At 63.2% G+C, this 24718-nt stretch carries 17 protein-coding genes and 2 pseudogenes; 7 read left to right on the top strand and 12 right to left on the bottom strand.

Annotated elements, in window-relative coordinates:
* Window positions 1-237: 237 nt before the first annotated feature.
* The 3 genes and pseudogenes from G6N13_RS14420 to G6N13_RS14410 all read left to right on the top strand — a co-directional run bounded on the left by G6N13_RS14420 (window position 238) and on the right by G6N13_RS14410 (window position 4221).
* The gene (locus tag G6N13_RS14420) at window positions 238-735 is read left to right on the top strand and encodes a DUF2505 domain-containing protein (RefSeq protein WP_163698023.1); all 498 of its coding nucleotides are present in this window, start codon (window positions 238-240) and stop codon (window positions 733-735) included.
* 155 nt (window positions 736-890) lie between these two features.
* Window positions 891-3093: pseudogene (locus G6N13_RS14415) on the top strand (acyltransferase family protein).
* 63 nt (window positions 3094-3156) lie between these two features.
* The gene (locus G6N13_RS14410) at window positions 3157-4221 is read left to right on the top strand and encodes an NAD-dependent epimerase/dehydratase family protein (RefSeq protein ID WP_163702120.1); all 1065 of its coding nucleotides are present in this window, start codon (window positions 3157-3159) and stop codon (window positions 4219-4221) included.
* Window positions 4222-4224: 3 nt separating this feature from the next.
* On the opposite strand, the gene G6N13_RS14405 is transcribed toward G6N13_RS14410, so the two are convergent.
* The 5 genes from G6N13_RS14405 to G6N13_RS14385 form a co-directional block, all read right to left on the bottom strand.
* A complete protein-coding gene (locus tag G6N13_RS14405) occupies window positions 4225-5412 on the bottom strand; it encodes an acyltransferase family protein (RefSeq protein ID WP_163698021.1) in 1188 nt (395 codons plus the stop codon).
* Window positions 5409-6677: a glycosyltransferase gene (locus G6N13_RS14400; protein ID WP_163698019.1), complete on the bottom strand. Its 1269-nt coding sequence runs from the start codon at window positions 6675-6677 to the stop codon at window positions 5409-5411. Before G6N13_RS14400 ends, G6N13_RS14405 begins: the two co-directional genes overlap by 4 nt.
* Before the next feature lie 9 nt (window positions 6678-6686).
* A complete protein-coding gene (locus tag G6N13_RS14395) occupies window positions 6687-7670 on the bottom strand; it encodes an NAD-dependent epimerase/dehydratase family protein (protein WP_163698016.1) in 984 nt (327 codons plus the stop codon).
* A gap of 45 nt (window positions 7671-7715) precedes the next feature.
* The gene (locus G6N13_RS14390) at window positions 7716-9098 is read right to left on the bottom strand and encodes a nucleotide sugar dehydrogenase (RefSeq protein ID WP_163698014.1); all 1383 of its coding nucleotides are present in this window, start codon (window positions 9096-9098) and stop codon (window positions 7716-7718) included.
* A 258-nt stretch (window positions 9099-9356) separates the two neighbouring features.
* Window positions 9357-10637, bottom strand: a complete 1281-nt coding sequence (locus G6N13_RS14385) for a glycosyltransferase (RefSeq protein ID WP_163698012.1) — start codon at window positions 10635-10637, stop codon at window positions 9357-9359.
* A 195-nt stretch (window positions 10638-10832) separates the two neighbouring features.
* Here G6N13_RS14385 and G6N13_RS14380 point away from each other — a divergent pair, with 195 nt between their 5' ends.
* Window positions 10833-12470: a GMC oxidoreductase gene (locus G6N13_RS14380; protein ID WP_163698010.1), complete on the top strand. Its 1638-nt coding sequence runs from the start codon at window positions 10833-10835 to the stop codon at window positions 12468-12470.
* On the opposite strand, the gene G6N13_RS14375 is transcribed toward G6N13_RS14380, so the two are convergent.
* From G6N13_RS14375 to G6N13_RS14365, 3 genes and pseudogenes are all read right to left on the bottom strand, one after another.
* The gene (locus tag G6N13_RS14375; protein WP_163698008.1) at window positions 12467-13255 is read right to left on the bottom strand and encodes a class I SAM-dependent methyltransferase; all 789 of its coding nucleotides are present in this window, start codon (window positions 13253-13255) and stop codon (window positions 12467-12469) included. The two genes, G6N13_RS14380 and G6N13_RS14375, sit on opposite strands and share 4 nt — an antisense overlap.
* 88 nt (window positions 13256-13343) lie before the next feature.
* On the bottom strand, window positions 13344-14675 hold the full coding sequence (locus G6N13_RS14370) for a PE-PPE domain-containing protein (RefSeq protein WP_163698006.1): 1332 nt from the start codon (window positions 14673-14675) through the stop codon (window positions 13344-13346).
* 257 nt (window positions 14676-14932) lie between these two features.
* Window positions 14933-16161, bottom strand: a pseudogene (locus tag G6N13_RS14365) (IS3 family transposase).
* Between the two features lie 466 nt (window positions 16162-16627).
* Here G6N13_RS14365 and G6N13_RS14360 point away from each other — a divergent pair.
* Entirely contained in the window at window positions 16628-17476 is an 849-nt protein-coding gene (locus G6N13_RS14360; RefSeq protein WP_163698004.1) for a glycosyltransferase family 4 protein, read from the top strand.
* Window positions 17477-17492: 16 nt separating this feature from the next.
* On the opposite strand, the gene G6N13_RS14355 is transcribed toward G6N13_RS14360, so the two are convergent.
* Window positions 17493-18767 carry a glycosyltransferase gene (locus tag G6N13_RS14355; protein WP_163698002.1) on the bottom strand — a complete coding sequence of 425 codons (1275 nt, stop codon included), beginning with the start codon at window positions 18765-18767 and terminating at the stop codon, window positions 17493-17495.
* A gap of 294 nt (window positions 18768-19061) precedes the next feature.
* On the opposite strand from G6N13_RS14355, the gene G6N13_RS14350 reads away from it, so the two are divergent.
* Window positions 19062-19886, top strand: a complete 825-nt coding sequence (locus G6N13_RS14350) for a class I SAM-dependent methyltransferase (RefSeq protein ID WP_163698000.1) — start codon at window positions 19062-19064, stop codon at window positions 19884-19886.
* Window positions 19887-19922: 36 nt separating this feature from the next.
* On the top strand, window positions 19923-21572 hold the full coding sequence (locus G6N13_RS14345) for a GMC oxidoreductase (RefSeq protein ID WP_235677765.1): 1650 nt from the start codon (window positions 19923-19925) through the stop codon (window positions 21570-21572).
* Window positions 21573-21584: 12 nt separating this feature from the next.
* Here G6N13_RS14345 and G6N13_RS14340 read toward each other — a convergent pair whose 3' ends face one another.
* From G6N13_RS14340 to G6N13_RS14330, 3 genes are read right to left on the bottom strand one after another with little or no spacing between them, the layout of a single operon-like run.
* Window positions 21585-22583: a Gfo/Idh/MocA family protein gene (locus G6N13_RS14340; RefSeq protein WP_163697998.1), complete on the bottom strand. Its 999-nt coding sequence runs from the start codon at window positions 22581-22583 to the stop codon at window positions 21585-21587.
* Window positions 22584-22610: 27 nt separating this feature from the next.
* Window positions 22611-23654, bottom strand: coding sequence for a Gfo/Idh/MocA family protein (locus tag G6N13_RS14335; RefSeq protein WP_163697996.1), 1044 nt, complete (start codon window positions 23652-23654; stop codon window positions 22611-22613).
* A gap of 22 nt (window positions 23655-23676) precedes the next feature.
* On the bottom strand, window positions 23677-24666 hold the full coding sequence (locus G6N13_RS14330) for a Gfo/Idh/MocA family protein (RefSeq protein WP_235677764.1): 990 nt from the start codon (window positions 24664-24666) through the stop codon (window positions 23677-23679).
* Between the last annotated feature and the right edge of the window lie 52 nt (window positions 24667-24718).

Below are 24718 nucleotides of genomic sequence, written 5' to 3'. Positions count from 1 at the left end.
GGCTCGTCGAGATGCGCGTGTCACCTGAACCTGCTAACTGGCTAACTGGGTGGTGGTTGGTCGGAGACAGACAATACCGCCTGACTCCGCGCCGTCAGCAGAATAGGCAAATCGCGTTCCTGCCTGCGGGAACGCGGTCGGCCGACCGACGCGAAAGGGGCTAATACCGTCCACAGTGCAAAAAAATCCCAGCGTTCGGTATCGCGACGGAGCGCGCTCAGGTAACAATCCTCTGCTATGCCGCGCTCATTCGACGTCGTTTCCGATTCCGCTGCCAGCGTGGAACAAATCCGCGCGGCCTTCGCCCGGGCGGATTACTGGCAGGCCCGGGTGGCCGGCGATGAAAGCGCCACCTTGGACTCACTGGTCGTCGACGACGACGGCATTGTGACGGTGCGCATCATTCAACAGCTGGGGCGGCGACTGCTGCCCGCGCCCGTCGCCCGGGTTGTCGGCGCAGACCTAAAACTCGTCTACTGCGAAACGTGGCAACCAGTCGATGACGGTCACGCGCGGGGTGAGAGCACCCTCTCGGCGGCGGGGCTGGGATCCAGCCAGGCAAAGAACTGGTTGGTGCCGACGACCACCGGTTCGCAACTACGCTCTGCAATACAAGTCCAGGTCAAGATCCCGTTTGTAGGCGGAACTGTGGAAAAGACCATCGGCGCTGGCCTGGCGGAGAGCATTCCGGCAACATTGCGCTTCACTAATAACTGGATCAACGAGCACAGCTGACACCGGGGCCGCGGGCAAAACTCGATGAACAGGCGGCGAATCAACACCAATTGATCGAATCCCCCATTTTTGGCCGGGAGAGGTGTGAAAATGCCACGTCTCTACGACGCGTTCCGCATTCAATCCCCAGCACGTTCCGCATTCATTCCGAGTAGGTGCCCTTGACCCAGGCTGACAGCGTTCGCCCTCCCCAGGAGGTCCCGAACCGAGGCTCTGAGCGGTCACCATTTCGCCCGGATATCGAGGGGTTGCGCGCCATCGCGGTAGTGGCTGTGGTCCTTTTCCACGCGCAGGTGCCCGGACTCGCCGGTGGGTTCGTCGGCGTGGACGTCTTCTTCGTCATCTCGGGTTTCCTGATCACCGGGGTGCTTTGGCGCGAAGCAAATTCCAGCGGGACAGTCGGCCTGCGCCGGTTCTACGGGGCGCGGGCCCGTCGGCTGCTGCCCGCCTCGGCCGCGGTCGGTGTCGTCACGATGATCGCCTCGTCAGTGTTGTTGCCCGCTATACAGGCCAGACCAGCCATCGTTGACGGCATCGCCAGTGCGCTGTACGTCAGCGATTACTGGTTCACGGTTCAGAACACCAGCTACTTCAATCATGGCCAGGCGCCATCGCCGTTCTTGCACTACTGGTCGCTCGGTGTGGAGGAGCAGTTCTACCTGGTGTGGCCGGCGTTGATCATTGCCACCGCATGGCTTATCCGGCTGGTACGCCGGCGCACCCGGACACAAGCCACCTCCTTGGCCCGCCCCTACCTGATCGTCCTAGCCCTGGTCGCGGTCATGTCCTTGCGCACTGTCACTGGTGGTCACCTACCTGGCAGCCGCCGCGGCCTTCTTCTCGCTGCCCACCCGCGCGTGGCAGTTGGCTCTCGGTGGACTGGTGGCCCTCACTGCATACCGCTGGCGCCGGTTGCCTGCCCGCACTTCGGTGGTCGTCGGTTGGACTGGGCTGGGCCTGGTCGTGCTGGCCTGCACCTGGTTGAACGATGAGGTGTTGTATCCGGGAATCGCCGCTTTATTGCCGACCGTGGGCGCAGTGCTGGTGATCGTCGCCGGCTGCGCACTGCCGACGGATGGCTGCGGGCGGCTGCTCGGACTGCCACTGATGCAGGCCACCGGCCGGATTTCGTATTCGCGGTATCTGTGGCATTGGCCGGTGTTGGTGTTTGCGCCGCTGGTGGTGGGCCACCCGCTGGGTCTGACCGGCAGGACTCTGGCTGCGCTGCTGGCCGCCGGGCTCGCCGTCCTCACGCTTCGGTTCCTCGAGAATCCCCTGCGCTTTGCCCCCCGCTTGCGCAACTCCCCCTGGCGCAGTCTGGGACTGGGCGCTCTCGCCACTGCGATCGCCGTGTGCGTCGGGCTGGGGCTGTTGAAAGTGGTGGTTGCGACGACGCCCGTCGGGCACGGCGGAATGGCGGCGCCGCTGGCCGTCAGTACGGCGCCGGTACCGCCGGACGCGAGCCCCGCCGTCTACACCGCCGCGGTGCGCCAAGCCTTCGCCCAAGTGCAAGCCGCAGTCGCGGCGTCCGTTGACGTCCAGCGCGTACCGTCGAACCTCGACCCGCCGCTTGCCGAGGCGGCGGCGGCCCAGCAGGGCCCGTTACCCGGAGGCTGCCTGCGCGGAGACAAGGAGGGTGGGCAGCCCGAGTGCACGACGGGTGATCTGGCGTCGGCGACCACAGTGGCCCTCGTCGGCGATTCGCATGCCGCACAGTGGAATCCGGCCTTCCAACGGGTCGCTGACCAGCGGCACCGGCGGCTGCAGACGATGGCCAAGGAAGGTTGCCCATTGGTGGACGTACCGATTGCCAAGCATCTACCCGGGCTTGTCGAGAGCATTCGGCACTGCGAGCAGTGGCGCGCCGAGATCCTCGCTCGACTGCGAGCCGAGCACCCGCAACTGGTCGTGCTCAGTGTCTGGCGGGGCTATGTTTCGGATAGCAATTTCCAGATCGGTTTCACGCCGTTTGACAAGGCGTGGGAGGACAGCCTGACGCGCCTGGTGGGACAGCTGCGCGATACTGGAGCTCAAGTGATGGTGCTAGGACCCGTCCCGAACCCTGGGTCTTTCGTGCCAAATTGCCTGGCCGCAAATATGGACGACGGGAGCGCCTGCTCACCTTCAAGGTCGGCCGCGGTCAACCAGCGCGGCATCGCAGCGGAGGCAGCCGCGACCACTGCCGGTGGCGGTCACTACGTCGATCTCACAGACCTTTTCTGCACCACCGACCAGTGCCCGGTGATCATTGGCAACTCTCTGGTCTACTTCGACACGAGTCACCTGACGCTGCAATACTCCCGGGCGTTGGCGCCGGTGATGGGCCCACTTGCTGACAGCGCACTCGCCAACAACTGACCACATACATCGGGCCCAGCGGCCCAAAAGATCGACCGGAGGTGTCGTCCCTTGTCTACATCGGTGCTCATCACCGGCGGGGCGGGTTTCATCGGGTCCGCACTCGCACGCCGCCTCGTTCAGGCCGGCTACGACGTCGCTGTGCTGGACGTGCTGCACCCGCAGGTGCACGGCGAGCACGCCACACTCGACCTACCACAGTCAGTGCGGATGTTCATCGGCGACATCACTCACGCACCCGACATGGATGCCACGCTTAGGCTGTTCAAGCCCGCCCAGATCGTCCATTTGGCGGCGGAGACAGGAACGGCGCAGTCACTGTCCGAGGCGACTCGGCACGGTTCAGTGAACGTGGTTGGAACGACGCAGCTCCTTGATGCCCTCACCCGCGCGGGACATGTGCCCGAACAGCTGGTGCTCGCCTCTTCACGGGCCGTCTACGGCGAAGGCGCATGGCGGTCCGGCACTCACACCTTCCATCCATCCCCCCGCAGCCATGCTGACCTAATGGCCGGTCTCTGGGATCCGCAAGGCCCGACGGGTGATTCCGCCGTGCCGCTGCCGAGTCGTGCGGGCAGCACCGACCCCCGACCGACCAACATCTACGCCGCGACCAAACTCGCCCAAGAGCACATCCTGACCGCTTGGACCGCCGCTCACGACACCACGTGCAGCGTGCTTCGCCTGCAGAACGTCTACGGACCGGGCCAGTCGCTGACCAATGCCTACACCGGAATTGTCGCCCTCTTCGCCCGACTGGCCCTACAGCGCCAGGTATTGGACGTCTACGAAGATGGCCGGATCCTGCGCGATTTCGTCTATATCGACGACGTGGTCGAGGCGCTCTTCGCTGCCGTCGAGAAACCCGCGGCACCAGCGCGTGCGGTCGACATCGGTTCAGGTGTGCCAACCACAATCCACGAACTCGCCAACACACTCGCCGCGATCTGCGGCGCGCCTGATCCAGTCGTCGGCGGGAAGTTCCGGGACGGCGACGTACGCGCAGCGCGATGCGATATCGAGTCGGCCATCGACGATCTCGATTGGCGGCCGACCTGGGCGCTCAAGGACGGACTGAGGGCCCTGCTGGTTTGGATCGCCGATCAGCCCGGCCTCGCACCGGACTGATCCTTACCCGGGCCGAGGCTCGGCGGGAGGGGCCGTGTCGCGTTGGGTAAGGCGTGACTTCCAGGACAGCGCACGCTTTTCAACCAGAAACCAGCTCAGCGCGGCAAGCGGGAGGGTGACGATGGCGGCAATCGTGGCGAACACAAAGGGATTCAGGACGAAAAGCCCACAGATGACCAACAACTGCTGCACCGGAAACGCGTATATGTACACGCCGTAGGACAAGTCGGTGCGCAGATTCAATCGCTTGCTGCGAATGAGCGCGCCCGATGCGAGGAGTGCGTAGGCCAGCGGGACCGCACCGATCAAGCGGTAATTGGACATCACGCTGGCCCCCAGAACAAGAACCACGCTCAACGCAACGAGCGACCAGCGGGCGGGGATTACGTTCCGGAAGTGATAAATGAGCGCTCCGGAAAAGAACATGAGAAAGAGGCGGGCAAGATTGCTCTCTTCAATCAGCAGGCTGGTCGCGAAGTCCAATGGCGCCGGCGTTGGCTGTGGCTGCAAGTCTGTCAATGACGGCAGCTGTATCGAGAAGAACAGCGCCACCGCCCACAACACGGGGATCACCCATCTCCGTCGCAGCAGTGTGGTGGCCCCGAGAACAGCGACGGTGAAGTAGCACAGCACCTCGAACTGCAGGGTCCACAGAGAGCCGTTCCACGAGCCCGGCCAGGGGATCTCGCTGGGTGTCCCGCCGATATCGCTCTGGGCCTGGATCACCACCAAGCCGTTTCTCAGCACGTAATCGAACGGGGCACGCGATAGCAGCAGCTTGCTCACCGAGCCGTGCTGTATCGCCACGGCGATCGGCGCGATGACAAACGCAACGACGATGAGGCAGATCCAGAGGCCGGGCAGGATCCGCAGTGCGCGTGCGACGAAATAGTCGCGCAGCCGCGGATGGCGAAACCAGCTCCAGGTGATCAGAAATCCTGAGATGGCAAAGAACCCATCGACGAACCCTTCTCCGAGCAGTCGCAGAGCTGGCGAAAACGACATTGTGTGACCCGTCAGCGGCCAGGAGTGCCACAGAATGACCCCGGTTGCCAGCGCCAACCGCCAAGAGTTCAGCGCGTTGTTCCGCGGATCGAATGCCTGCGCCAGGCTGGGAGCGCTCTTCATCAAACGCCCGGGCCGGCCAGCGGTTGCACGATCGGTGTTCGTCGTTTCCGGGTCGGCGCTCATACTGTTCCCCGTCCCGCGAACTGTTCCACAAGATCGGCAGCGGCCGCAATGCTCTCCGCGGCGGTGGTCATCTGAGCACCCAGCCCTCGAGCCCGGCTGAGGTAATCGGGGGCCAGAATTGTGCGAAGGTCCTCAACCAGTGATTCCTGTACGGTCATCGAAAAGCGCCGCCCAGCACCGACTTTCAGACGTTTGACCCGAGCCGCCCAGGCCGCCTGGTCAGGCAGCGTCCAGAGGATCAGAGTAGGGATGCCGGCACGCATCCCTGCATTGGTGGTGCCTGAGCCGCCGTGGTGCACGAGTGCGCGGCAGGCAGGGAAAATCGCCGCGTAATTGACCACGTCCACAACCTTGACGCCATCGGATTCGCCAATGTTAGTGAAATCGGATCCAGCGGCGCAGATCAACGCGCGCTGACCTAACTGCGCGCAAGCACCGGTGATCATGGCGAGGGTGTCGGCGGCAGATTCGACCCCAACACTGCCGAACGCGAAACAGATGGGCGGCTCCCCCGCCGCGATCCACGATGTCACGTCGTCGTCGTTGTCCGTCGGGAGCGCCATCGTCAGCGCGCCGACGAACGGCCGCTGGCCGTTCCATTTCGCCCATTCGGACGCCAGCCCGGGAAAACACACCTCGTCGTAAGCCTGGATTTCCAGCGAACCGCGTTCGGCGATCCGCCGCGGCCAAGGGCTGGTCGCCACGGGCAGACCGAGTTCGCGGCGCTGGGCATCCTCGGATTTCTTCGGCCCGCGCCAGGCCAGCCATTCGAACGCCGACATTACGGAGCGGCCCACCGGCGGCGGCAGAACCGGCAGAAGACGGCCGTTCGCCCGCAACGGAAAGTGATGCAACGTGGCGAACGGAATGCCGCAGTAGTCCGCGACATTGACCGCTACATCCTCGAAATTCATGCCAGTGAGAAGGAGATCGGCTCCACTCGCCAGCGATGTCAAAGTCGCGCTGACTTCCCCTCGGCTCTCGGTGAGCGGCTCCGAATACTCGCGTGATAGCCGGCCCAGTTCCCCGGTCCGAGTCCACGGCTTGTCGAATAAGCCGAGCCAGAAATCGCGGTGCGGATCCAGGACGCCCGCCATTGGCGGTCCGTACCGCACCGCCGTAGGCCCCGCGGCCTCGGCGAAGGCGACCATCTCAGGCGTGACGGCCATGTGCACGTCATGTCCGCGGCGAATCAGCTCGCGGCCAACCGCGACATAGGGTTCCACTTCGCCGCGCGTTCCCCAGTTCGCCAGGACAAATTTCAATGCAGATCCTTACCCTTCGAGATACCAGGGGTTGGCCCGCGCCCAGTCGATGGTGCGGCGAAGTCCTTCCTCGAGGTCAACCTGAAGTCGCCAGCCCAGCTCACGCTGTGCCTTGGTCGAATCGGGGATTCGGCGCGGGATATCCTCGTAGCGGGTCCCATATCGTTGAGCGGTGTCAAAGGCTGCGGTACTCGACACCGAATCGACATTCGCGATCTGGATCGCCAAATCAACAGCATCCTGCATGCTGGTCTCGGTCATGCTCCCGATGTTGAACACCTCACCGACCGCCGAATCACTGTCAGCCGCAAGTAATGTGCCGGCGATGGCGTCGTCGACGTAGGTGAAACACCGGGTCTGCTCCCCCGAGTCATAGAGCAGCGGCTCGCGGCCGTTAAGGATCCGGTGAATGCTCTTGGAGATGACGAAGATCGGATTCTGCCGCGGCCCATACACGTTGAAGAAACGCACAACCGTCACCGGCAGCCCGTAGGTGTCGTGCATCGCGAAAACCATGTGCTCAGCCATCGCCTTGCTGGTGCTGTAGCTCCACCGTGCGGTTCGGGTCGAACCGAGCACACGATCGTCGTCCTCGCGCCACGGCGTGGCCGGGTTTTTTCCGAACACCTCCGACGTGCTGGTGAAAACCACCCGCGCCCCGTGCCGACGGCTCAGCTCGAGAACGTTGCGAGTGCCGATCACGCTGACATCGACAACGCGCAGCGGATCCTCGACGTATCTGTTGACGCCCACCACTGAAGCCAGATGGAAAACCCTGTCGGTCTCGGGTGTCACGACCGCTTCAAGAGCGGAAAGATCGGTGACGTCGCCTTGAACAAAGCGAAAGTTGGGATACTGGTCGAAATCGATGCTGCTATCGCGGGTGTTCTTCGCGAAGTCGAAGACCGTGACCGAGTCACCGCGTTCCAGCAGCGCCGTGACAAGATGCGATCCGACGAAGCCGTACCCGCCCGTCACAACCACATTGGGCATGTATCTCTCATTTCGAGGTAGAGCTGCGGGTTGATGTCAGCGGCCTTATCGGCCGATGCCCTTGTAAACGAATCCTGCGGCACGCGCTGCCGCAGGATCGAAGCTGTTGCGGCCGTCGAGAAATACGCACCCGGCAGCGGTCAGTTCCGCGAGGCGGCCAAGCAAGACGTGGTGGAACTCGCGATGCCCAGCGAGGACTACCAGAGCATCGGCGTCCTTGACTGCCGTCTCGATGTCCGGCGTCAACGGGATCTTCGTGACCGTCTCGGCCTCCTCCCCGGCCACCCACGGATCATGAACCGACAGTTGGCAACCGGACTCCTCGAGCAGGTCGACGACATACTTGGTGGGCGTCAGGCGACAATCGCCGGTGTTGTTTTTGAACGCGATGCCCAGCACGGCGATCTTGCTGTTCTCGATTGTCTTGCCCTGATCAGCGAGCAGCTGCGTGAGCAGCCCGTAGGTGTAGGCCGGCATGGTGTCGTTGACGGTGCGCGACGTCCGCGGAATTTCCAGGTGTAGACCCAGCGACTCACCGAGGTGGTTGACGAACCACGGATCCTTGGTCAGGCAGTAGCCGCCCACCCCCATACTCGGTCGAAGGATATTGACCGGGCTGCCGCCCTTGGGCATGGTGTTGGCCGCACTGATCACTTGCAAGGCGTCGATCTCAAGCTTGTCGCACACCTTGGCCAGCTCGTTCGCCATCGCGATGTTGAGATCCACCCACATGTTATCGGCGAGTTTGACCATCTCGGCAATCCGCGGATCGTCGACGATAACCGAATCCACGCCAAGCGCGTGACGCCACAATGTGGCACAAGCCCGAGCGCTGCGCTCATCCACCGCACCCACAACGACCGGGATCGACGTCAGCTCGTGAACGGCCTGCCCTTCGGCTAGCCGCTCCGGGCAAAATGCCAACCCGAAATCGACCCCGGCCCGCAGCCCGGACGCCTCTTCCAGAATCGGCCGGACGAGAGTCTCGGTGGTACCCGGCGGCACCGTGCTCTTCAGAATCACCACGTGGCCGGGCTGCAAATGCTCGCCGAGGGCCCATGCGGCGTCCTTGATGTCGTCGACGATCGGCTCATAGTCCGGCCCCAGGGGGGTGCCGACATTCACGATGACAAAGTCGTTGTCCACGATGGCGCCGAAGTCGGTAGTCGCGCGAAGCCGCCCGATGCGGACGGTCTCGGCCACCAGCTCGCCCAGCCCCGGTTCCGCGATGGAGGTCTTGCCGACGTTGATGTCATCGACGACGCTCTGGCGAACATCGATGCCTGTAACCGGCCAGCCCCGATCGGCCAGCACGGCACCGATCACCGTACCGATATAGCCGAAACCGACCACTGCGATGCCCGACCGCATACCGCGGACCAACAAGTCGATCTCAGCGTCGCTGCGCCCGAACGCGCTCCTCGCCATGGGGTTCCTTGTCTTCAATCGCCGTAAGCTTCCGGTCCACCAAGGGGACCCGTAGTTCAACCCCGGCAACCTGCCCGCGCAGTTTAAATCAATCCCGCCTCACAAACCCGAATACCGAAATTTCCGCCATTCACCCAGGCCGCTCATTGCTAGCAAAGTTCTAGACTAGGTTGCAGTGGCCGTCGACGACTTCCGCAGGCAGTGGCCGGCACGATCGATGACAGCCCCGGACGACTGTCATCCTGAGTGATAGCCCTTCTAATTCGGCCGCCGACGCGAAGTGGACGTGCGTGCGAATTGCTCGACGTAATCGGCGGCGAGCGCTGCACTGTCGACGGGACGGGTCACTTGGCTGGCGAGCTCGCGCGCCCTGGCGCGGTATTGCGGAGCGAGAACGCGGTGCAGGTCGGTAACCAGCGAATTCTCGGTTGTTGTCGCAAACCGCCGGCCAGCGCCCACTTTGAGTCGTCTCAGCTGAGCCGCGAAAAAGGGCTGATCGGGCAAAGTCCACAGAATTAATTGAGGGACCCCTGCCCGCAGACACGCGGCCACGGTACCTGAGCCGCCATGATGAACGATGGCACGGCAGTCCGGGAAGATCGCCGCATAGTTCACCTGACCCACGATTTTGACGTGCTCGAACTGCGGCCCATTGCTGAAGTCTGTCCCACCGGCGCCCACCAAGGCCCGCTCCCCCAACCGGGCGCAAGCCCCCGCAATCATGGCGAGAGTCTCTGCGGGCGATCGCAGCGGGACGCTGCCGAACCCGAAGAAAATGGGCGGCGTTCCCGCAGCAGTCCATGAGGCAGCCTCGGCATCGGTTTCGGTAGGCGACGCCATCGCCAATGCGCCGACGAAGGGCCGGTGGGTACCCCACTTCGCCCATTCGGACGCCAGCCCGGGAAAGCACACCCGGTCATAGGCTTGGATTTCTAGTGAGCCCCGCGTGGCGATTCGGTGCGGCGCAGGGCTGGTGGCGTTCGCCAAGCCTAACTCGCGGCGCTGCCGGTTCTCGCCGCCTTTGGTGCCCCGCCAGGCCAGCCAGTCGTTCGCGGTCATCCCCATTCGGCTCAACGCCGCCGGCACCAACCGCATCAGCTGGCCGTGAGCACGCACTGGGAAGTAATGCAGCGTAACCAATGGAATGTCGTAATACTCAGCGACGTTCGCAGTCGGCTGTTCAAAGATGAGGCCTGTGAGCATCAGGTCAGCCCCGTCAGCCACCGACTTCAGTGTCCTGGTCATCTCCGCCCAGCACTGAATGGCGAACTCGTTGGTCTCGCGCCCCATCCGTGAGAGCTCCGAGATTTTCCAAGGGGTGCGCGAGTAACACGCGAAGTACTCGCGCTGCAGATCCAAGATCGGCTGCGAATCCAGCCCGTAGGCGACCGCCTCCAGCCCGGCGCTCTCCGCGAAGCCAATCAGGTTGGGCGGCACGGTCATGAGCACGTCATGGCCACGGCGCTGCAACTCGCGCCCGACGACAACCGCGGGCTCAACATCACCGCGACCGCCGTAGCTTGTCAGCACCAGTCTCATGGCGGGCCGAAACGCCTTCCGTCAATGCCGCGGCGACGCCGACAGCACCGAACATTATTAACTGGTTTCGCGACAGCCGGTAGCGCGTTTGGCAATTGCATTGCGGCCGAGGCGATAGCACCCCAGATGATACGATCCCGCTTCGTCCGAGCAGGCCATGTTTGGGGCCATCGCATCATTGCTGAGGAGCTTGATTTGGCTGACGGCGAACTGGACCCGCGCGAGGCAGAGCGCGTTGAGTGGGATGTGATCGTTGTCGGTGCCGGCATGGGTGGCGGCTTGCTGGGCCGCTCGCTGGCCCGATCGGGCCGCACGGTGCTGTTCGTCGAGAAGGGTCGCTCAACCCTGCCCGGAGCACCGGGAACAATCCGCGCGGCCATCCCGGAACTCGCCGAGCCGTGGGCAGCGAGGTCCGAACGGGACTACTACGACGCTCTTGCCCGGGCCGGCCGGTCCACCGACGAGATCGAGGACATCAGCGGGTGGCGCGCCAAGAAGTTCATACCATTCATCGGTAGCGGCACAGGCGGGTCCTCGGCCCTGTACGGCATGGTCTGCGAACGGTTCTTCGCACAAGATTTCACCCCCCGGCAAAACTTCGCCCATCCCGGCGAATCCACCGTGCCCGAGGCCTGGCCCATCAGCTACGAACAGCTCAGCCCCTGGTACGCACAAGCCGAAAAACTACTAGGAGTGCGCGGCCAGCCCGACCCGCTGCGCCCCGAGTCAACCGACGTCAACCTACCCGCCGCACCACCGTTTTCAGCCGACAACCAACCCCTAGTCGACTACCTCACCACCCGCGGACTCCACCCCTACCACCTACCGATGGCCTGCGACTACGTCGACGACTGCGGCACGTGTCAGACCTTCCTGTGCGCGCGGTCATGTAAGAACGACGGCGCCCGCAACGGAGTACTACCCGCCATCACCGAGCACGGCGCGAGCCTGCTCACCCAGTGCCGGGTAGTACGCCTGGACGCCGACCACACCCAGGTCCGACAGGTCATCTGCGAACACCCCAGCGGCACACTGGCCCTGAAGGGCAAAGTAGTGGTGCTAGCCGCCGGCGCACTGGCCACCCCACTGCTACTCCTGAACTCCCGATCCGGGCACTGGCCAGGCGGCCTAGCCAACGGCTCAGACATGGTGGGCCGCAACCTGATGCGCCACCTACTCGATCCGATCGAAGTCTGGCCGGAGCGCGGCCGCAGAATCGCCGCCCCCAACAAGGAGATCGGGCTCAACGACTTCTACTTCTTCGAGGGACAGAAGTACGGCACCGTGCAGTCGTTCGGCGCGTTGCCGCCGATGGAATGGATGACCAACCGACCTGGGTTGCGCGGCAAAGGGCTACGGCAGATGAGTCCCGTGGTGCGTCAGCTCTATGAGCGGATATTGACCGGTGGCCTGGTGCTCGCCGCGATGACAGAAGACCTTCCCTACCTGAACAACCGCATTCTGCCAGCCGAGCGGAGCGGCAGCAGCGGCCGTCAGCGGGTACGGATGCAGTACCGGTTGCACGCCAGCGAAATCAGCCGGCGCACAACGTTTTTACGACAGCTGAAAGATGTTTTCGCTCCGTTCCGCACACTCAGCCTGGGAAGCGGCAAAGATAATTCGAACCTTGGCCACGTCTGTGGCACGGTTCGCTTTGGCGCAGATCCCATGACCAGCGTGCTGGACCCGAACAACCGAGCGCACGAGGTGGAGAACCTCTATGTGGTGGACACGTCATTCTTTCCGTCCAGCGCCGGGCTGAATCCGAGCTTGACGGTCGCAGCCAACGCTCTGCGGGTCGCCGCGCACGTCAACGGAGCGCACTTCGGTTAAGCTCCGAACTCCAGCAGCGGTAGGGCCGCAACCGTCGGCCACAGTAGCTGGTCCAGTGCCGGGCCGCCGCGTGGGGGCGCTAGCCTGCGCACGGACTGAACCCCCGGCACAGTGGTGGGTAAGTCATCAATCTCCCGCGCGGAGAGACTGAATGGGGTCCGTGGCCATCCGCCCCGTAGCGCAGTCCAGATCCGGTGGCGTGCCAGACAGGCCTGAAACCTCGACGGCAAGTCGAAGATCATTCGGCCACCAGGGAAGCGGCGGGCGCATTCTCTGATTACACCGAGCGCTTCATCAGGTTGCAGATAAGGCAAGAGACCCTCGGCGGTGATGAACACCCCACCGCCCGCGTCTACCTGGTCCATCCAGCTGAAGTCCAGCACTGACTGGGCGGATGCCGCGATCCGGGGCGAGGCTGGCAGCAGTCGTTCTCGAAGCTCGATGATCGGGGGCAGATCCACAGTCAGCCAACGGAATTGGTGACCCACACCGGCTGCGTCCAGGCGCCAGAAGCTGGTCTGCAAGCCTTCGCCGAGGGCCACCACGACGGCTTCCGGATGGTCGGAAAGATAACGGCGAGCGGGGGCGTCGAACGCGAGCGCGCGTTGCGCGATGTCCTGGCGACCAGAGAGGATGAACTTGCTGAAGTCGTGATCAATCGAGTCGAGGAGCTGGATCGCCATCGGATCGTCGATGATGCCGCCGGGTCGGCGTGCTTCGTTGGCGCGGTTCCACAACGTCAACAGCGCCGTCTCGGGTAGCGTGATCATCTTTGCATCAGCCATCGCGCCACCGTAGCGCATTTGTCAGATCCATCTTGGCGTTACCGCAACGACTAGACGGTATGGGGAGGCTGGGGCCTCCCCATACCGTCTAGTGGGACGAGCGTGCGGCACGTCGGGCCGCCGACGATCGATCGGCACTGTGCCCGGGCGTCTTCGCCGAATCCGCTGTGGCAGATCGGCTCAACGGTCGGTGGGAGGACACGCCAGCGGTAGAACCGCCGTCCGCACGACGTGGCACGTCCTTCGCCTGGGGAGAAGCGGCATCCGAATCACCTTGTGGCGCAGGGTCACCGACCCCACGTGACACACGACGTGCCGCTGCTCGTGAGGTCGACTGGCTGGTCGCGGCCGGCGACGACGTGTCGGGCGATACCGCGCCAGCAGCATCCCCATCGTTGAGATACACCGCGGCGGGGCCGCCGACCCCGTACGGTCCAGGCCGCTGAGTGCCGAACGGGCGAACCCCAAACATGTCCTGTAGCCCGTTGTCCAAACCAGTCGGGATCGCCACGAGGAGATTCACCGCGAGGGCGACCGGGTTGGGCATGTACAGCGGATCGAACGCAGTCGGTTTTCCGGGGCTTATCGACCTGTTGTAACCCGCCTCCACGAGCACACGCAGTGGAGCGTCCAACACGTCAGCCAGGACAGGCCCCACAATCGGCACCTGTTGCAGTGGAACCAGCAGGGGCAGCACAGGCGTTGAAATCAAGTAGTAAGAGGTGTCGCCATACTTGCCCTGGTCAATGACTCCTGGCTCGTTAAGGCTGCGATTTGCGTAGGTCGGGTGAAGTAACACCATTCCCACGTACGCGTTGAGGTCGGCGAGCAGATTCAATGGATTCAATGGTTCGTCCGCAATGCCGTCATACTGCAATGCGGTATCGACTGTCGAATATTGCGTGTCGGTGGGCGATGGCACGGGTGTCTGCTCGGTGCGTTGCCCGGTAAGAAGAAAGGTCACTATTCCGGCAGGATCGCGCACGCTCAATCCACCATTAGGCCTCGTCGGGTCGCCGACCACCACGAATGAAATGTTTGGGCCCTCCCCAGCCGCGAACTGGGCTGCCAAATTGCGCTTCTCGGTCATGGCGATTTCGGCACTCTGCGAATACCCGAAGACCACGAACGTATCGGACGGACTCGGTGCCACCGACCCAATATTCTCGTTGTAGCCGCAGACCGTGGATGTGATGCAGCCATGGAGCGCGAGAACGCCTTCAGCGATCGACTCGGAAATGCTCGTACTGCGTTCAGGCGTGATCACTGCAACGCCGTTATATGGACCTACCGGAATGCCGGTCGGACTTTTTGCGGTGGATGAGGGCGACACGTAACCGTCCACCGCCGCCCTCGTGAACTGCGCGACGTACTCAATCGAATTCGGTGGAGTCGAAAGAGGTTTGCCAGTGCGACCCATAGCAAGGACTGTCGTGGCTGCGGCCGCTGCGAAGCACACGGACAGTGTCGACGCGACGCCGACGACCGCAGCGACCACTAGGGCTGACACAGCCATCACAGCTCGGCGCAACGCCACGTAAGTCCAACCCTTCCCGCCACCATTGTTAGCTGAGCAAACCAACACCCGAGACGGTAACACCCGAGCGTCAATCAGAATTACAGTCCCTCCGCAGCTAGTCGGGCCTTGCCCCCATGCAGTGGACACGGGATTTGTGGTTAGGCGGCTTCGGGCAGCGTAGTGATCGTTAGGTTCCTTTCGTAGGTCGCGGGGCTGGAATGACGGCATCGGGAGTGCCGTCGTTTGGTGTTATAGCGGGCCAGCCAGCCGAACACCTCGCGGCGCCAAACTCGCCGCGTCGGGCCAGCAGGACCGGTCTTGCAGGACCTCACGCTTGAGGGTGGCGTTGAACGATTCCGCGAGCGCGTTATCGGCACTTGACCCCACACCACCCATCGACTGGGTAACTCCAAGAGCTTTGCAGAGTCGTGCGAAATCCTTTGAGGTGTGTTGACTTCCGTGATCGGCATGGAACACAGCACCGGCCAGGCTGCCCCGTAGGGCGGTAGCGGCGTGCAGGGCGTCGGCGACGAGTTCGGTGCGCATGTGCTCGGCGATCGCCCACCCGCGACCCGCCGCGAGCAGCAGTCGATCACCGTGGCCAGGTACAGGTTGCCGCCGGTGGCCAACGGCAGGTAGGTGATGTCCCCGACATAGCGGGTGTTGATCTGCGTGGCGGTGAAGTCCCTGTTGAGCAGGTCGGGGACCTTCTGGTCGGCCGGATCAGCCACCGTGGTTTTCACACGCCGGCGGCGCCGGTAGCCGGCGATCCCGTGGCTGCGCATCACCCGGGCCACCCGCTTGTGGTTGACCCGCTCACCGTCGGGCACGCCGTCGTTGAGCTCGGCGGTGATCCGCGGTGCCCCGTAGGTGTTGTCCTCGTCGTGCACCACCCGGATCCGCTCGGCCAGCACCTGGTCAGCGGCCTCACGCGCCGCGCGGCCGTCAGCACCGGCCAGCCATGCGTAGAACGACGAACGTGCGACCTCCACGAGCGCACACAGCCACTTCACCTCGAAGGCGTGCAGGTGGTCGGCGACGAACTGGAAGCGGCTCACCAGTTCCTCTCCCCGGCGAAATATTTCGCCGCCGACCGCAGAATGTCCCGCTCGGTGGACAACCGGGCCTGCGTGGCGCGTAACGCCTTGTTCTCAGCCCGCAGCCGGGCCAGCTCCTGCTCCGCAGTCTCGCAACCCGGGCTCGCTGCCGCCGCCGAGGCCGACCGACAGCGCCGGATCGACACCCCGGCCGCCTTGCACCACGCCGACAGTGTCGCCTCACTGACACCGAGCTCGGCGGCGATCACCGTGATCGTCGCACCCTCGGTGTCCCGGTAAAGCGCGACCGCGTCACGCTTGAACTCATCGGGATAGTTTTTCCTTGCCATCGCGTTGGATCATCTCGCTTCCCCCAGGAACATCCCGGGATTGAGCGTGTCCAACACATGGGGTCAAGTCCCCTCCTCGCATACACTCTGCGCAATGTTCGCCGTCGATGCCGTGCGCCGCCTGGCAAATCAGCCTGGCACGACCAAGATTTCAGCCAGATCCAGCGCACTCTCCCGGGTAGTGGTGGTCTCGAACGTGAGCAACTTCGGCGGCGGCGGCATCGTCGGGTTTCGCGACATGCTCGTGGCGATTCGAGACGAGCGGCCTGACCTAGAGGTGATCGCCGTCCTCCCCCAGAAGGGCGACGTCGCAGACGCGTGCGCCGGACAAGGCTTCCGCACCGTCGTCGCATTGACACCGTGGTGGGCATTTGGCAAGTGGTGGCGAATCCAACGAGTTGACCCGCACGCACTGATCGGCACCCTTCCCTACAGCATGATTCTCATTCCAGGCATCGTTCGGGCAGTGCTGCTGTTGGCCCGATTACGACCGGCGATGGTGCTCAGTAACACGATGACCATTCCCGCACATGCGATCGCCGCCAAACTGCTCGGCATCCCTCATTACTGGGTAGTCCGCGAGTTCGGGAGAGATGACCACCACCTTTGGTTCCTGTTGGGATATCGCAGAACCGTCCGCTTGATCGGCCGGCTGTCAGAAACCGCGATATGCAATTCACACGCAGTCGAGAACGCGCTGCTCGCGGTGAATCCGACGATGAAGACCGAAGTGGTCTACCCGATCGTCGAAACCCCCCTCCGCACACCGCCAACGCGGCGCCCAGACCAACGCTTGCGTGCGGTGCTTATCGGCTACTTCTCCACCGGTAAAGGTCAGCCTCTGGCCATCGAGGCGGTCGCTGCTGCACGAAAGGCCGGTGTCGACATCGAACTCACGCTCGTCGGCGCCGGAAGCGAAAAACCGTTGCGCAAGCTCGCTCGACGCCTGGGCGTCGACGACTTGGTGACCATCAACGGGCCGACCAACGATGTCGGCGCTTATTGGTCCGCAGCCCATGTCGGCCTGATGTGCAGCCAAAGAGAAGCGTTCGGCCGCGTCACCGTCGAGGCCATGCGAGCCGGGCTACCTGTCTGCGGCACCGATTCGGGCGGCACTCCCGAGATCATTGATCACGGCGTCAACGGACTCCTCAGCCCTGCTGGGGACGCGAACACCCTGGCCGCCAACCTGATGTCGCTCGAATCCGACGAAGAACTGCGGCGCAAACTCGCCGACGGCGCGGTGGCCTCGGCCACGCGTTTCCAACGGCACCGTCACGACAAGGAACTCGCCGCCATCCTGGGCCTGACCTGAGGCCAACCCAGCAGGTTCAGCCAACCCGCTGCAGGCCCGCAAAATCCTCGACAAGGTCGGTAGCTGCCGCGGCACTCTGGGCAGGTGTACTCATGCGCGCAGCAATACCACCGGCCCGGGCAGCATATTCGGGGGCCAGTACACGGCGCAGATCGCCGACCAGTGTCTTGCGCGTGGTGGTGGAAAAGCGCCGCGCGGTACCCACGTGCAATCGCTTGATGGCGGTCCCGGAGACCGGCTGATCAGGAAACGTCCAAAGGATCAAGGTGGGCATTCCAGCGCGAAGTCCGGCAGCCACGCTACCCGCGCCGCCGTGGTGAACGACAGCACGGCACTGCGGAAAGATCGTTGCGTAATTCACCGCGGGCACGACCTTGACATGATCGAACTGCGGAAGATCACCGAAGTCAGTCCACCCGGAGCACACGAGCGCTCGTTCGCCTAACTCTGCGCAGGCGGCGCTGATCATCACGAGTGTGTCAGCGGCCGATCCGACCGAGATGCTGCCGAAGCCGAAGAAGATCGGCGGCGTTCCCTCAGCGATCCACGCCGAAACTTCCTCATCGACGTCCGTCTGCAACCCCAGCGTCAACATGCCGACGAAAGGACGTTGGCTACCCCACTTCGCCCACTCGGCCGCCACCCCGGGAAATACCAACTCGTCATATGCCTGGATCTCCAGAGCGCCGCGATCAGCGATCCGTTCGGGCCACGGGCACGTTGCCTTCGCGAGACCGAGTTCACGCCGCTGAGCGTCCTCGGCCTCCTTTATCGGACCGCTCCAGGACAGCCGTTCGTAGGCCGTCAACGCTCGCCGGCCCAACGGGGCCGGGAGAAGTGGCAACACCTGACCGTTGGCCCGCAACGGAAAGTAATGCAAAGTCGCCAGTGGTATGCCGTAAAACTCGGCGACGTTGGCGGCGAATTGCTCGAAGCCCACCCCGGCGATCACCAGGTCAGCCCCTTCGGCCAGGGACCTCAGGGCCCTAGTGGTCTCTTCCGTCCAACAGCGGGCCAGGAAGTCCCCGATGTCTCGCCCCAACCTGTCCAACTCCTTCATCCGCCAGGGGTTGCGAAAAAAACACGTCCAGTACCGACGCTGCGTCTCGAAGAGAGCCTGCGAGTCCAGTCCATATGGGATTGCCTCGATCCCGACCTTTTCCGCTAGCTTCACCAGATTTGGCGGAACAGCCATCTGCACGTCATGCCCCCGGGCCAGCAACTCGCGACCGACAACAACCGCGGGCTCAACGTCGCCGCGACTTCCGTACGCAGTCAGCACAAACTTCATCGCAGAATCTGTCCTTACAACTACTGTCCGCATACTCCGGATCAGGAGCATCGGTGGGTCATTATTACTTCTCCTCCGCGTGCCGGCGAGCAGTTCAGCCATTCAGCAAGTACGGGTCGGTGGGGATCGCGGGTTGCGGTAATCGCTACTCAACGAGTCATCTTCGGAGGTACTGTGTCACGCGCGTCAGTCAACATCACTCAATAGGTTCCGGCAGCAGACCCAAAGCAGGCGGACGGAACTGCGACCCACGGTAAGGGATCGATGGTATCTACCCAGCCCACTGCACGACGTTTGATCAATCTGGCGCTGATCCAGCGAGTTCTAGGGCGGCGCGACCACGCGGCCGAGCTTTGTTATGCGGCTCTGCGAACCCCGGACAAGCACTACTCCATGGCACATCTGCGAGCACACGAAATGCTCGCTCAACTGGAGTTTCCTGGTGAAGATTACCTTCAGATCATGGCCCGAATGCATCAACACCTGAGGCCGGACACTTACCTGGAAATCGGAATCGATAAGGGCCATTCCTTCGACATCGTCCGTCCAGAAACGTTAGCGGTGGGAATCGATCCCAACCCACAGTTGCAGAAGCCGCTGGGACCCAACCACCGAGTCTTCGCACAGACCAGCGATGATTTTTTCGACCAAAACGATGTGCTCGCCGAACTTGGCGGCAAGACCATCGACCTCGCCTTCATCGACGGGATGCATCAGGTCGAGTTCGCGCTTCGTGATTTCATCAATGTCGAGAAATACAGCACCCCGGATACCACCGTCCTGATTCATGACGTGTATCCGATCGATCCGACCAGCGCAGCGCGTGAGCGGTCGTCGCGATTTTGGAGTGGAGACATCTGGCGCCTGATCCTGATGTTGAAGAAGTACCGGCCAGATCTCTCAGTCAATGTGATCGGCACTCGCCCAACGGGACTCGGGATCGTGCAAAACCTCGATCCGCAATCCCGTGTCCTCTCCGACAACATCGACGAGATCCTCGAAGAGTTTCTCGCCCTCGACATCTCGGTACTCGACGGCCGCAAGGACGAGATGCTCAATCGCTTCACGAACGATTGGGCTTCTATCGCCAGGCTCATAGATACGCGTGGACGCGTTTGAACCTAATAGCCTCCGTCTCTGCTGTGGAGCTCGACTTTGGTTGACGGCGAACTGGACCCGCGCGAGGCAGAGCGCGTTGAGTGGGATGTGATCGTTGTCGGCGCCGGCATGGGTGGCGGCTTGCTGGGCCGCTCGCTGGCCCGATCGGGCCGCACGGTGCTGTTCGTCGAGAAGGGTCGCTCAACCCTGCCCGGAGCACCGGGAACAATCCGCTCGGCTATGGCCGAATTGGCTGAGCCTCAGGCGGCAAGGTCCAAGGCCGCCTATCTCGACGCCCTGGAACGAGCCGGCCGGTCCACCGACGAGATCGAGGACATCAGCGGCCGTTCCACCAAGAAGTTCATACCATTCATCGGTAGCGGCACAGGCGGGTCCTCGGCCCTGTACGGCATGGTCTGCGAACGGTTCTTCGCACAAGATTTCACCCCCCGGCAAAACTTCGCCCATCCCGGCGAATCCACCGTGCCCGAGGCCTGGCCCATCAGCTACGAACAGCTCAGCCCCTGGTACGCACAAGCCGAAAAACTACTAGGAGTGCGCGGCCAGCCCGACCCGCTGCGCCCCGAGTCAACCGACGTCAACCTACCCGCCGCACCACCGTTTTCAGCCGACAACCAACCCCTAGTCGACTACCTCATCACCCGCGGACTCCACCCCTACCACCTACCGATGGCCTGCGACTACGTCGACGACTGCGGCACGTGTCAGGCGTTTCTGTGCGCGCGGTCATGTAAGAACGACGGCGCCCGCAACGGAGTACTACCCGCCATCACCGAGCACGGCGCGAGCCTGCTCACCCAGTGCCGGGTAGTACGCCTGGACGCCGACCACACCCAGGTCCGACAGGTCATCTGCGAACACCCCAGCGGCACACTGGCCCTGAAGGGCAAAGTAGTGGTGCTAGCCGCCGGCGCACTGGCCACCCCACTGCTACTCCTGAACTCCCGATCCGGGCACTGGCCAGGCGGCCTAGCCAACGGCTCAGACATGGTGGGCCGCAACCTGATGCGCCACCTACTCGATTGGATCGAAGTCTGGCCGGAGCGCGGCTGCAGGATCGCCGAAGAGAATAAGGAAGTGGGACTCAACGACTTCTACTTCTTCGAGGGACAGAAGTACGGCACCGTGCAGTCAGCGGGCGCGATGGCCAAGCTGGCGCCGATGGAGATGTTGACCAACCAGCCTGGCTGGCTGCCCAAGGCGCTGAGCTTGGTGAGCCCGGCGGCCCGTCCGGTCTATGAACGCTTCTTCTCCGGCGGTTTGGTGCTGGCCTCGATCATGGAAGACCTCCCCTACCTGGACAACCGGGTACTGCAATCCGATCGCTCCGGCGTCGACGGGCGCCAGCGGCTGCGGTTGAGCTATCGGGTGCACCTGAACGAAGCCGCGCGGCGCACGACATTCCTAGGACGGTTGAACGAGGTCCTGTCGCCATATCGAACCCTCACTCTGCGGACGGGCGAGAGCAACACCACCCTTGGTCACGTCTGTGGTACGGTCCGCTTCGGCGTTGACCCCAAATCGAGTGTGCTGGATGGGAATAACCGGGCGCACGAGGTGGAGAACCTCTATGTGGTGGACGCGTCGTTCTTTCCGTCCAGCGCCGGGCTGAATCCGAGCTTGACGGTCGCAGCCAACGCTCTGCGGGTCGCCGCGCACGTCAACGGAGCGCACTTCGCCAGTTGAGTCTCGCGGAGCTCAGCTGGGCACCCGGATCGGCAGCCCAGCGGCGCGATAGATCTCGTCGATGACAGCCATGTTCTCAGCTGCGCCTTCCGGCGTCGTCTTGACAGGTTCGCCACGTAGCACCGCCCCGGCGAAGGCATCAAGCTGATAAGCGTAGGTCGGGCGCCGCGAGAACCATTCCACTCGCTTGCCATCTTTCGATTTGATGGACAACCGAGGAAATAGATGAGGCGCCGCCGGGCTAATCACGCGCAGCGCACCGCGCTCGCCGACGACCTTGGCTGTCGCCCGAAACAGCTGAGATGACCAGAGGGCGCAGCGGATCCGGCCGGTGTGCCCGTCGGCAAAGCGCACCTCGGCTGACATCGCCCGGTCGACCCGGGGGTCTTGCAGAGTCGCTCGCGCCGAGATGACTTCCGGAGTCGAACCGCCGAATGTGCGCAGCATGTTCACCACGTAGCTGCCGGCGTCCATCATCGCGCCACCGGCGAAGTCGTAGTTGTAACAGTTGCCTTTGAAATTGCCGAGCATTACGCACAGGTTGACTTCGACCCGTTGCAGTTTGCCCAACTCTCCGGAGGCGATGACCTGCTCGACACGCAAGGTCAATGGGTGGTAACGGAATTGGATCGCCTCCATCACCACTCGGTCGGTCTTGGCGGCTAAGTCGGCGATCTCACGGGCCTCCGCGCCATTGGCTGTGAACGGCTTCTCCACCAGCACATGCTTGCCCGCGGCGAGCGCGGCCTTCGTCCACATACCGTGCATGCTGGTGGGAACGAAAACGTAGACGGCGTCCACGTCGGGATCGGCGACCAAATCCTCATAACTGCCGTGCGCCCGGGCGATTCCGAACTTGGCGGCAAACTGCTCGGCATCGTCCAGACCGCGCGACGCAACTGCCGACACCTCGACCTCGGCATTGCCCTTGGCCGGATTGAGTAGTGTCGTAGGTACATAACTTGAAGCGCCCAAGACGCCAATACGCACCGGACCTTTGGTGTCAGACATGGCCCAGACGGTAGCAGGTGACCTGAGTCACTTGGCACGGGGAACGGAATCGTCGCCAGCCGGACCGTTTTCGGCGGTCGGCTGACGGGTCGGCAGTCCGGCGGCGCGATAAATCGCATCGATGACGGCCATGTTCTCGACGGCATCTGTCGGCGTTGTCTTCACGGGTTGGCCACGCAATACCGCCGCGACGAAGGCATCAAGCTGGTAGGCGTAGCTGGTACGCCGGCCGAGCCGCTCCACCCGCTTGGTGCCGGGCGATCGGACCGAAAGACGGTGGAACACCTGCGGCAACACAGGATTAAGTACCCGCAGCTCGCCGCGGTCGCCGATCACCTTGACGCTGATCCGCAACAGATCCGAGGACCACATCGAGCAGCGCATCCGTCCGGTGTGCTCGCGGTCGAACCGCAACTCCGCGGTCATCGCCCGATCGATCTGTGGATCGCGCAATTTTGCCTGTGCTGCAACAACTTCTGGAGTAGAACCACCGAATGTGCGGACCATGTGGACCGCGTAGCAACCGGCATCCATTGTCGCACCGCCCGCAAGCGCGTAGTCGTAGCGGATGTCGGAGAATTTTGGCAGCGGGAAACAGAAGTCTGCCTCCACCCGCTGCAGTCTGCCCAATTCTCCCGAAGCGATGATCTGCTCAACGCGCAATGTCAATGGGTGATAGCGGTAGTGGAAGGCCTCCATCACCACCCGGTCTGAGTCAGCAGCCAGTCTCGCGACCTCACGCGCCTCCTCGGCATTCGCGGCGAACGGCTTCTCACACAACACATGCTTGCCGGCTATCAGTGCGGCTGTGGTCCATCTGCCGTGTAAACCGTTAGGCAGCGGGATGTAGACCGCATCCAACTCCGGATCGGCGATGAGCGCCTCATAGCTGTCGTGCACGAAGGGGATGCCGTGTTTGGTGGCGAATTCAGTCGCGCGCGCGCGATCTCGTGCGGCTACCGCGGCCACAACGACATCGCGGTTTTCCCGAGCCGGTGCAACGAGCGCCTGCGGGGCGATCTGGGCAGCGCCCAGAATGCCGATTCGCACCCGAGCTGCGCTGTCAGACACGAGCGCGATGCTAACAGCCGGGTCAGCTCGGCTGGCGCGGTTCGAGCCCAGCGGCACGATAGATCCCGTCGATGACGGTCATGGTCTCGATCGCGTCCTGCGCTGACGTCTCGGCCGCTTCCCCGCGCAGAACCGCCGCGGCAAACGCATCGAGCTGGTAGGCATACGTCGTGCGCACGCCGAAGTTCTCGCTGCGTTTTCCGTTAGCTGATCGCACCGAGAACCGTTGGAAAGGGATCAGCGGGTTGAGGCGCAGTACACCCCGGTCACCAATCAGCTTGACGCCGAACTGCGGTCGCGCCGACGACCACATCGAACAGTGAATGCTGCCCGTCACGCCGTCAGCAAACCGCAACTGGGCGGTCATCGCCCGGTCAATCTGGGGGCCATGCAATTTTGCTTGTGCCGCAACAACTTCCGGGGTCGAACCCCCGAACACGCGGACCATGTCGACGGCGTAGCAACCGAGATCCATCACCGAGCCGCCGCCGAGCGAGTAGTCGTAGCGGGCGTGCGAGAACTTCGGCAGCCAGTGGCACCAGTACCCCTCCACCCGCTCGAGCTTGCCCAATTCCCCTGAAGCGATGGTCTGCTGCACCCGCTCAGCGAAGGGATGGTGGCGGTAATGGAACCCGTTCATCACCACCAGGCCAGACTCGGCGGCCAGCGTGGCGATCTCGCGGGCCTCCTGCGCATTCGCAGTGAACGGCTTCTCGCACAACACATGCTTACCTGCCCCGAGCGCGGCACGGATCCACCTGCCATGCAAACTATTTGGCAACGGGATATAGACCGCGTCCAGATTCGGGTCGGCGACCAGGGCGTGATAATTCTCATACACCCGCGAGATTGCGTGCTCGTCGGCGAACGCTTGGGCCCGGCACCGGTCCCGGGCCGCCACCGCGACCACCATGACCTCGCCGCTTTCCCTAGCTGGTTTGATTAGCGCGGCCGGGGCGACACGCGCGGCACCCAGGATGCCGATACGCACCGGCACCCCGGCTTCAGTCATCGATGAGGCGCGAACGCGTGTGCGTACTAATCATTTGCAGCACAACACGATT

The sequence above is a fragment of the Mycolicibacterium sarraceniae genome (genome assembly GCF_010731875.1).
Taxonomy (GTDB): domain Bacteria; phylum Actinomycetota; class Actinomycetes; order Mycobacteriales; family Mycobacteriaceae; genus Mycobacterium; species Mycobacterium sarraceniae.
This window is presented reverse-complemented; position numbering and strand designations above follow the sequence as displayed.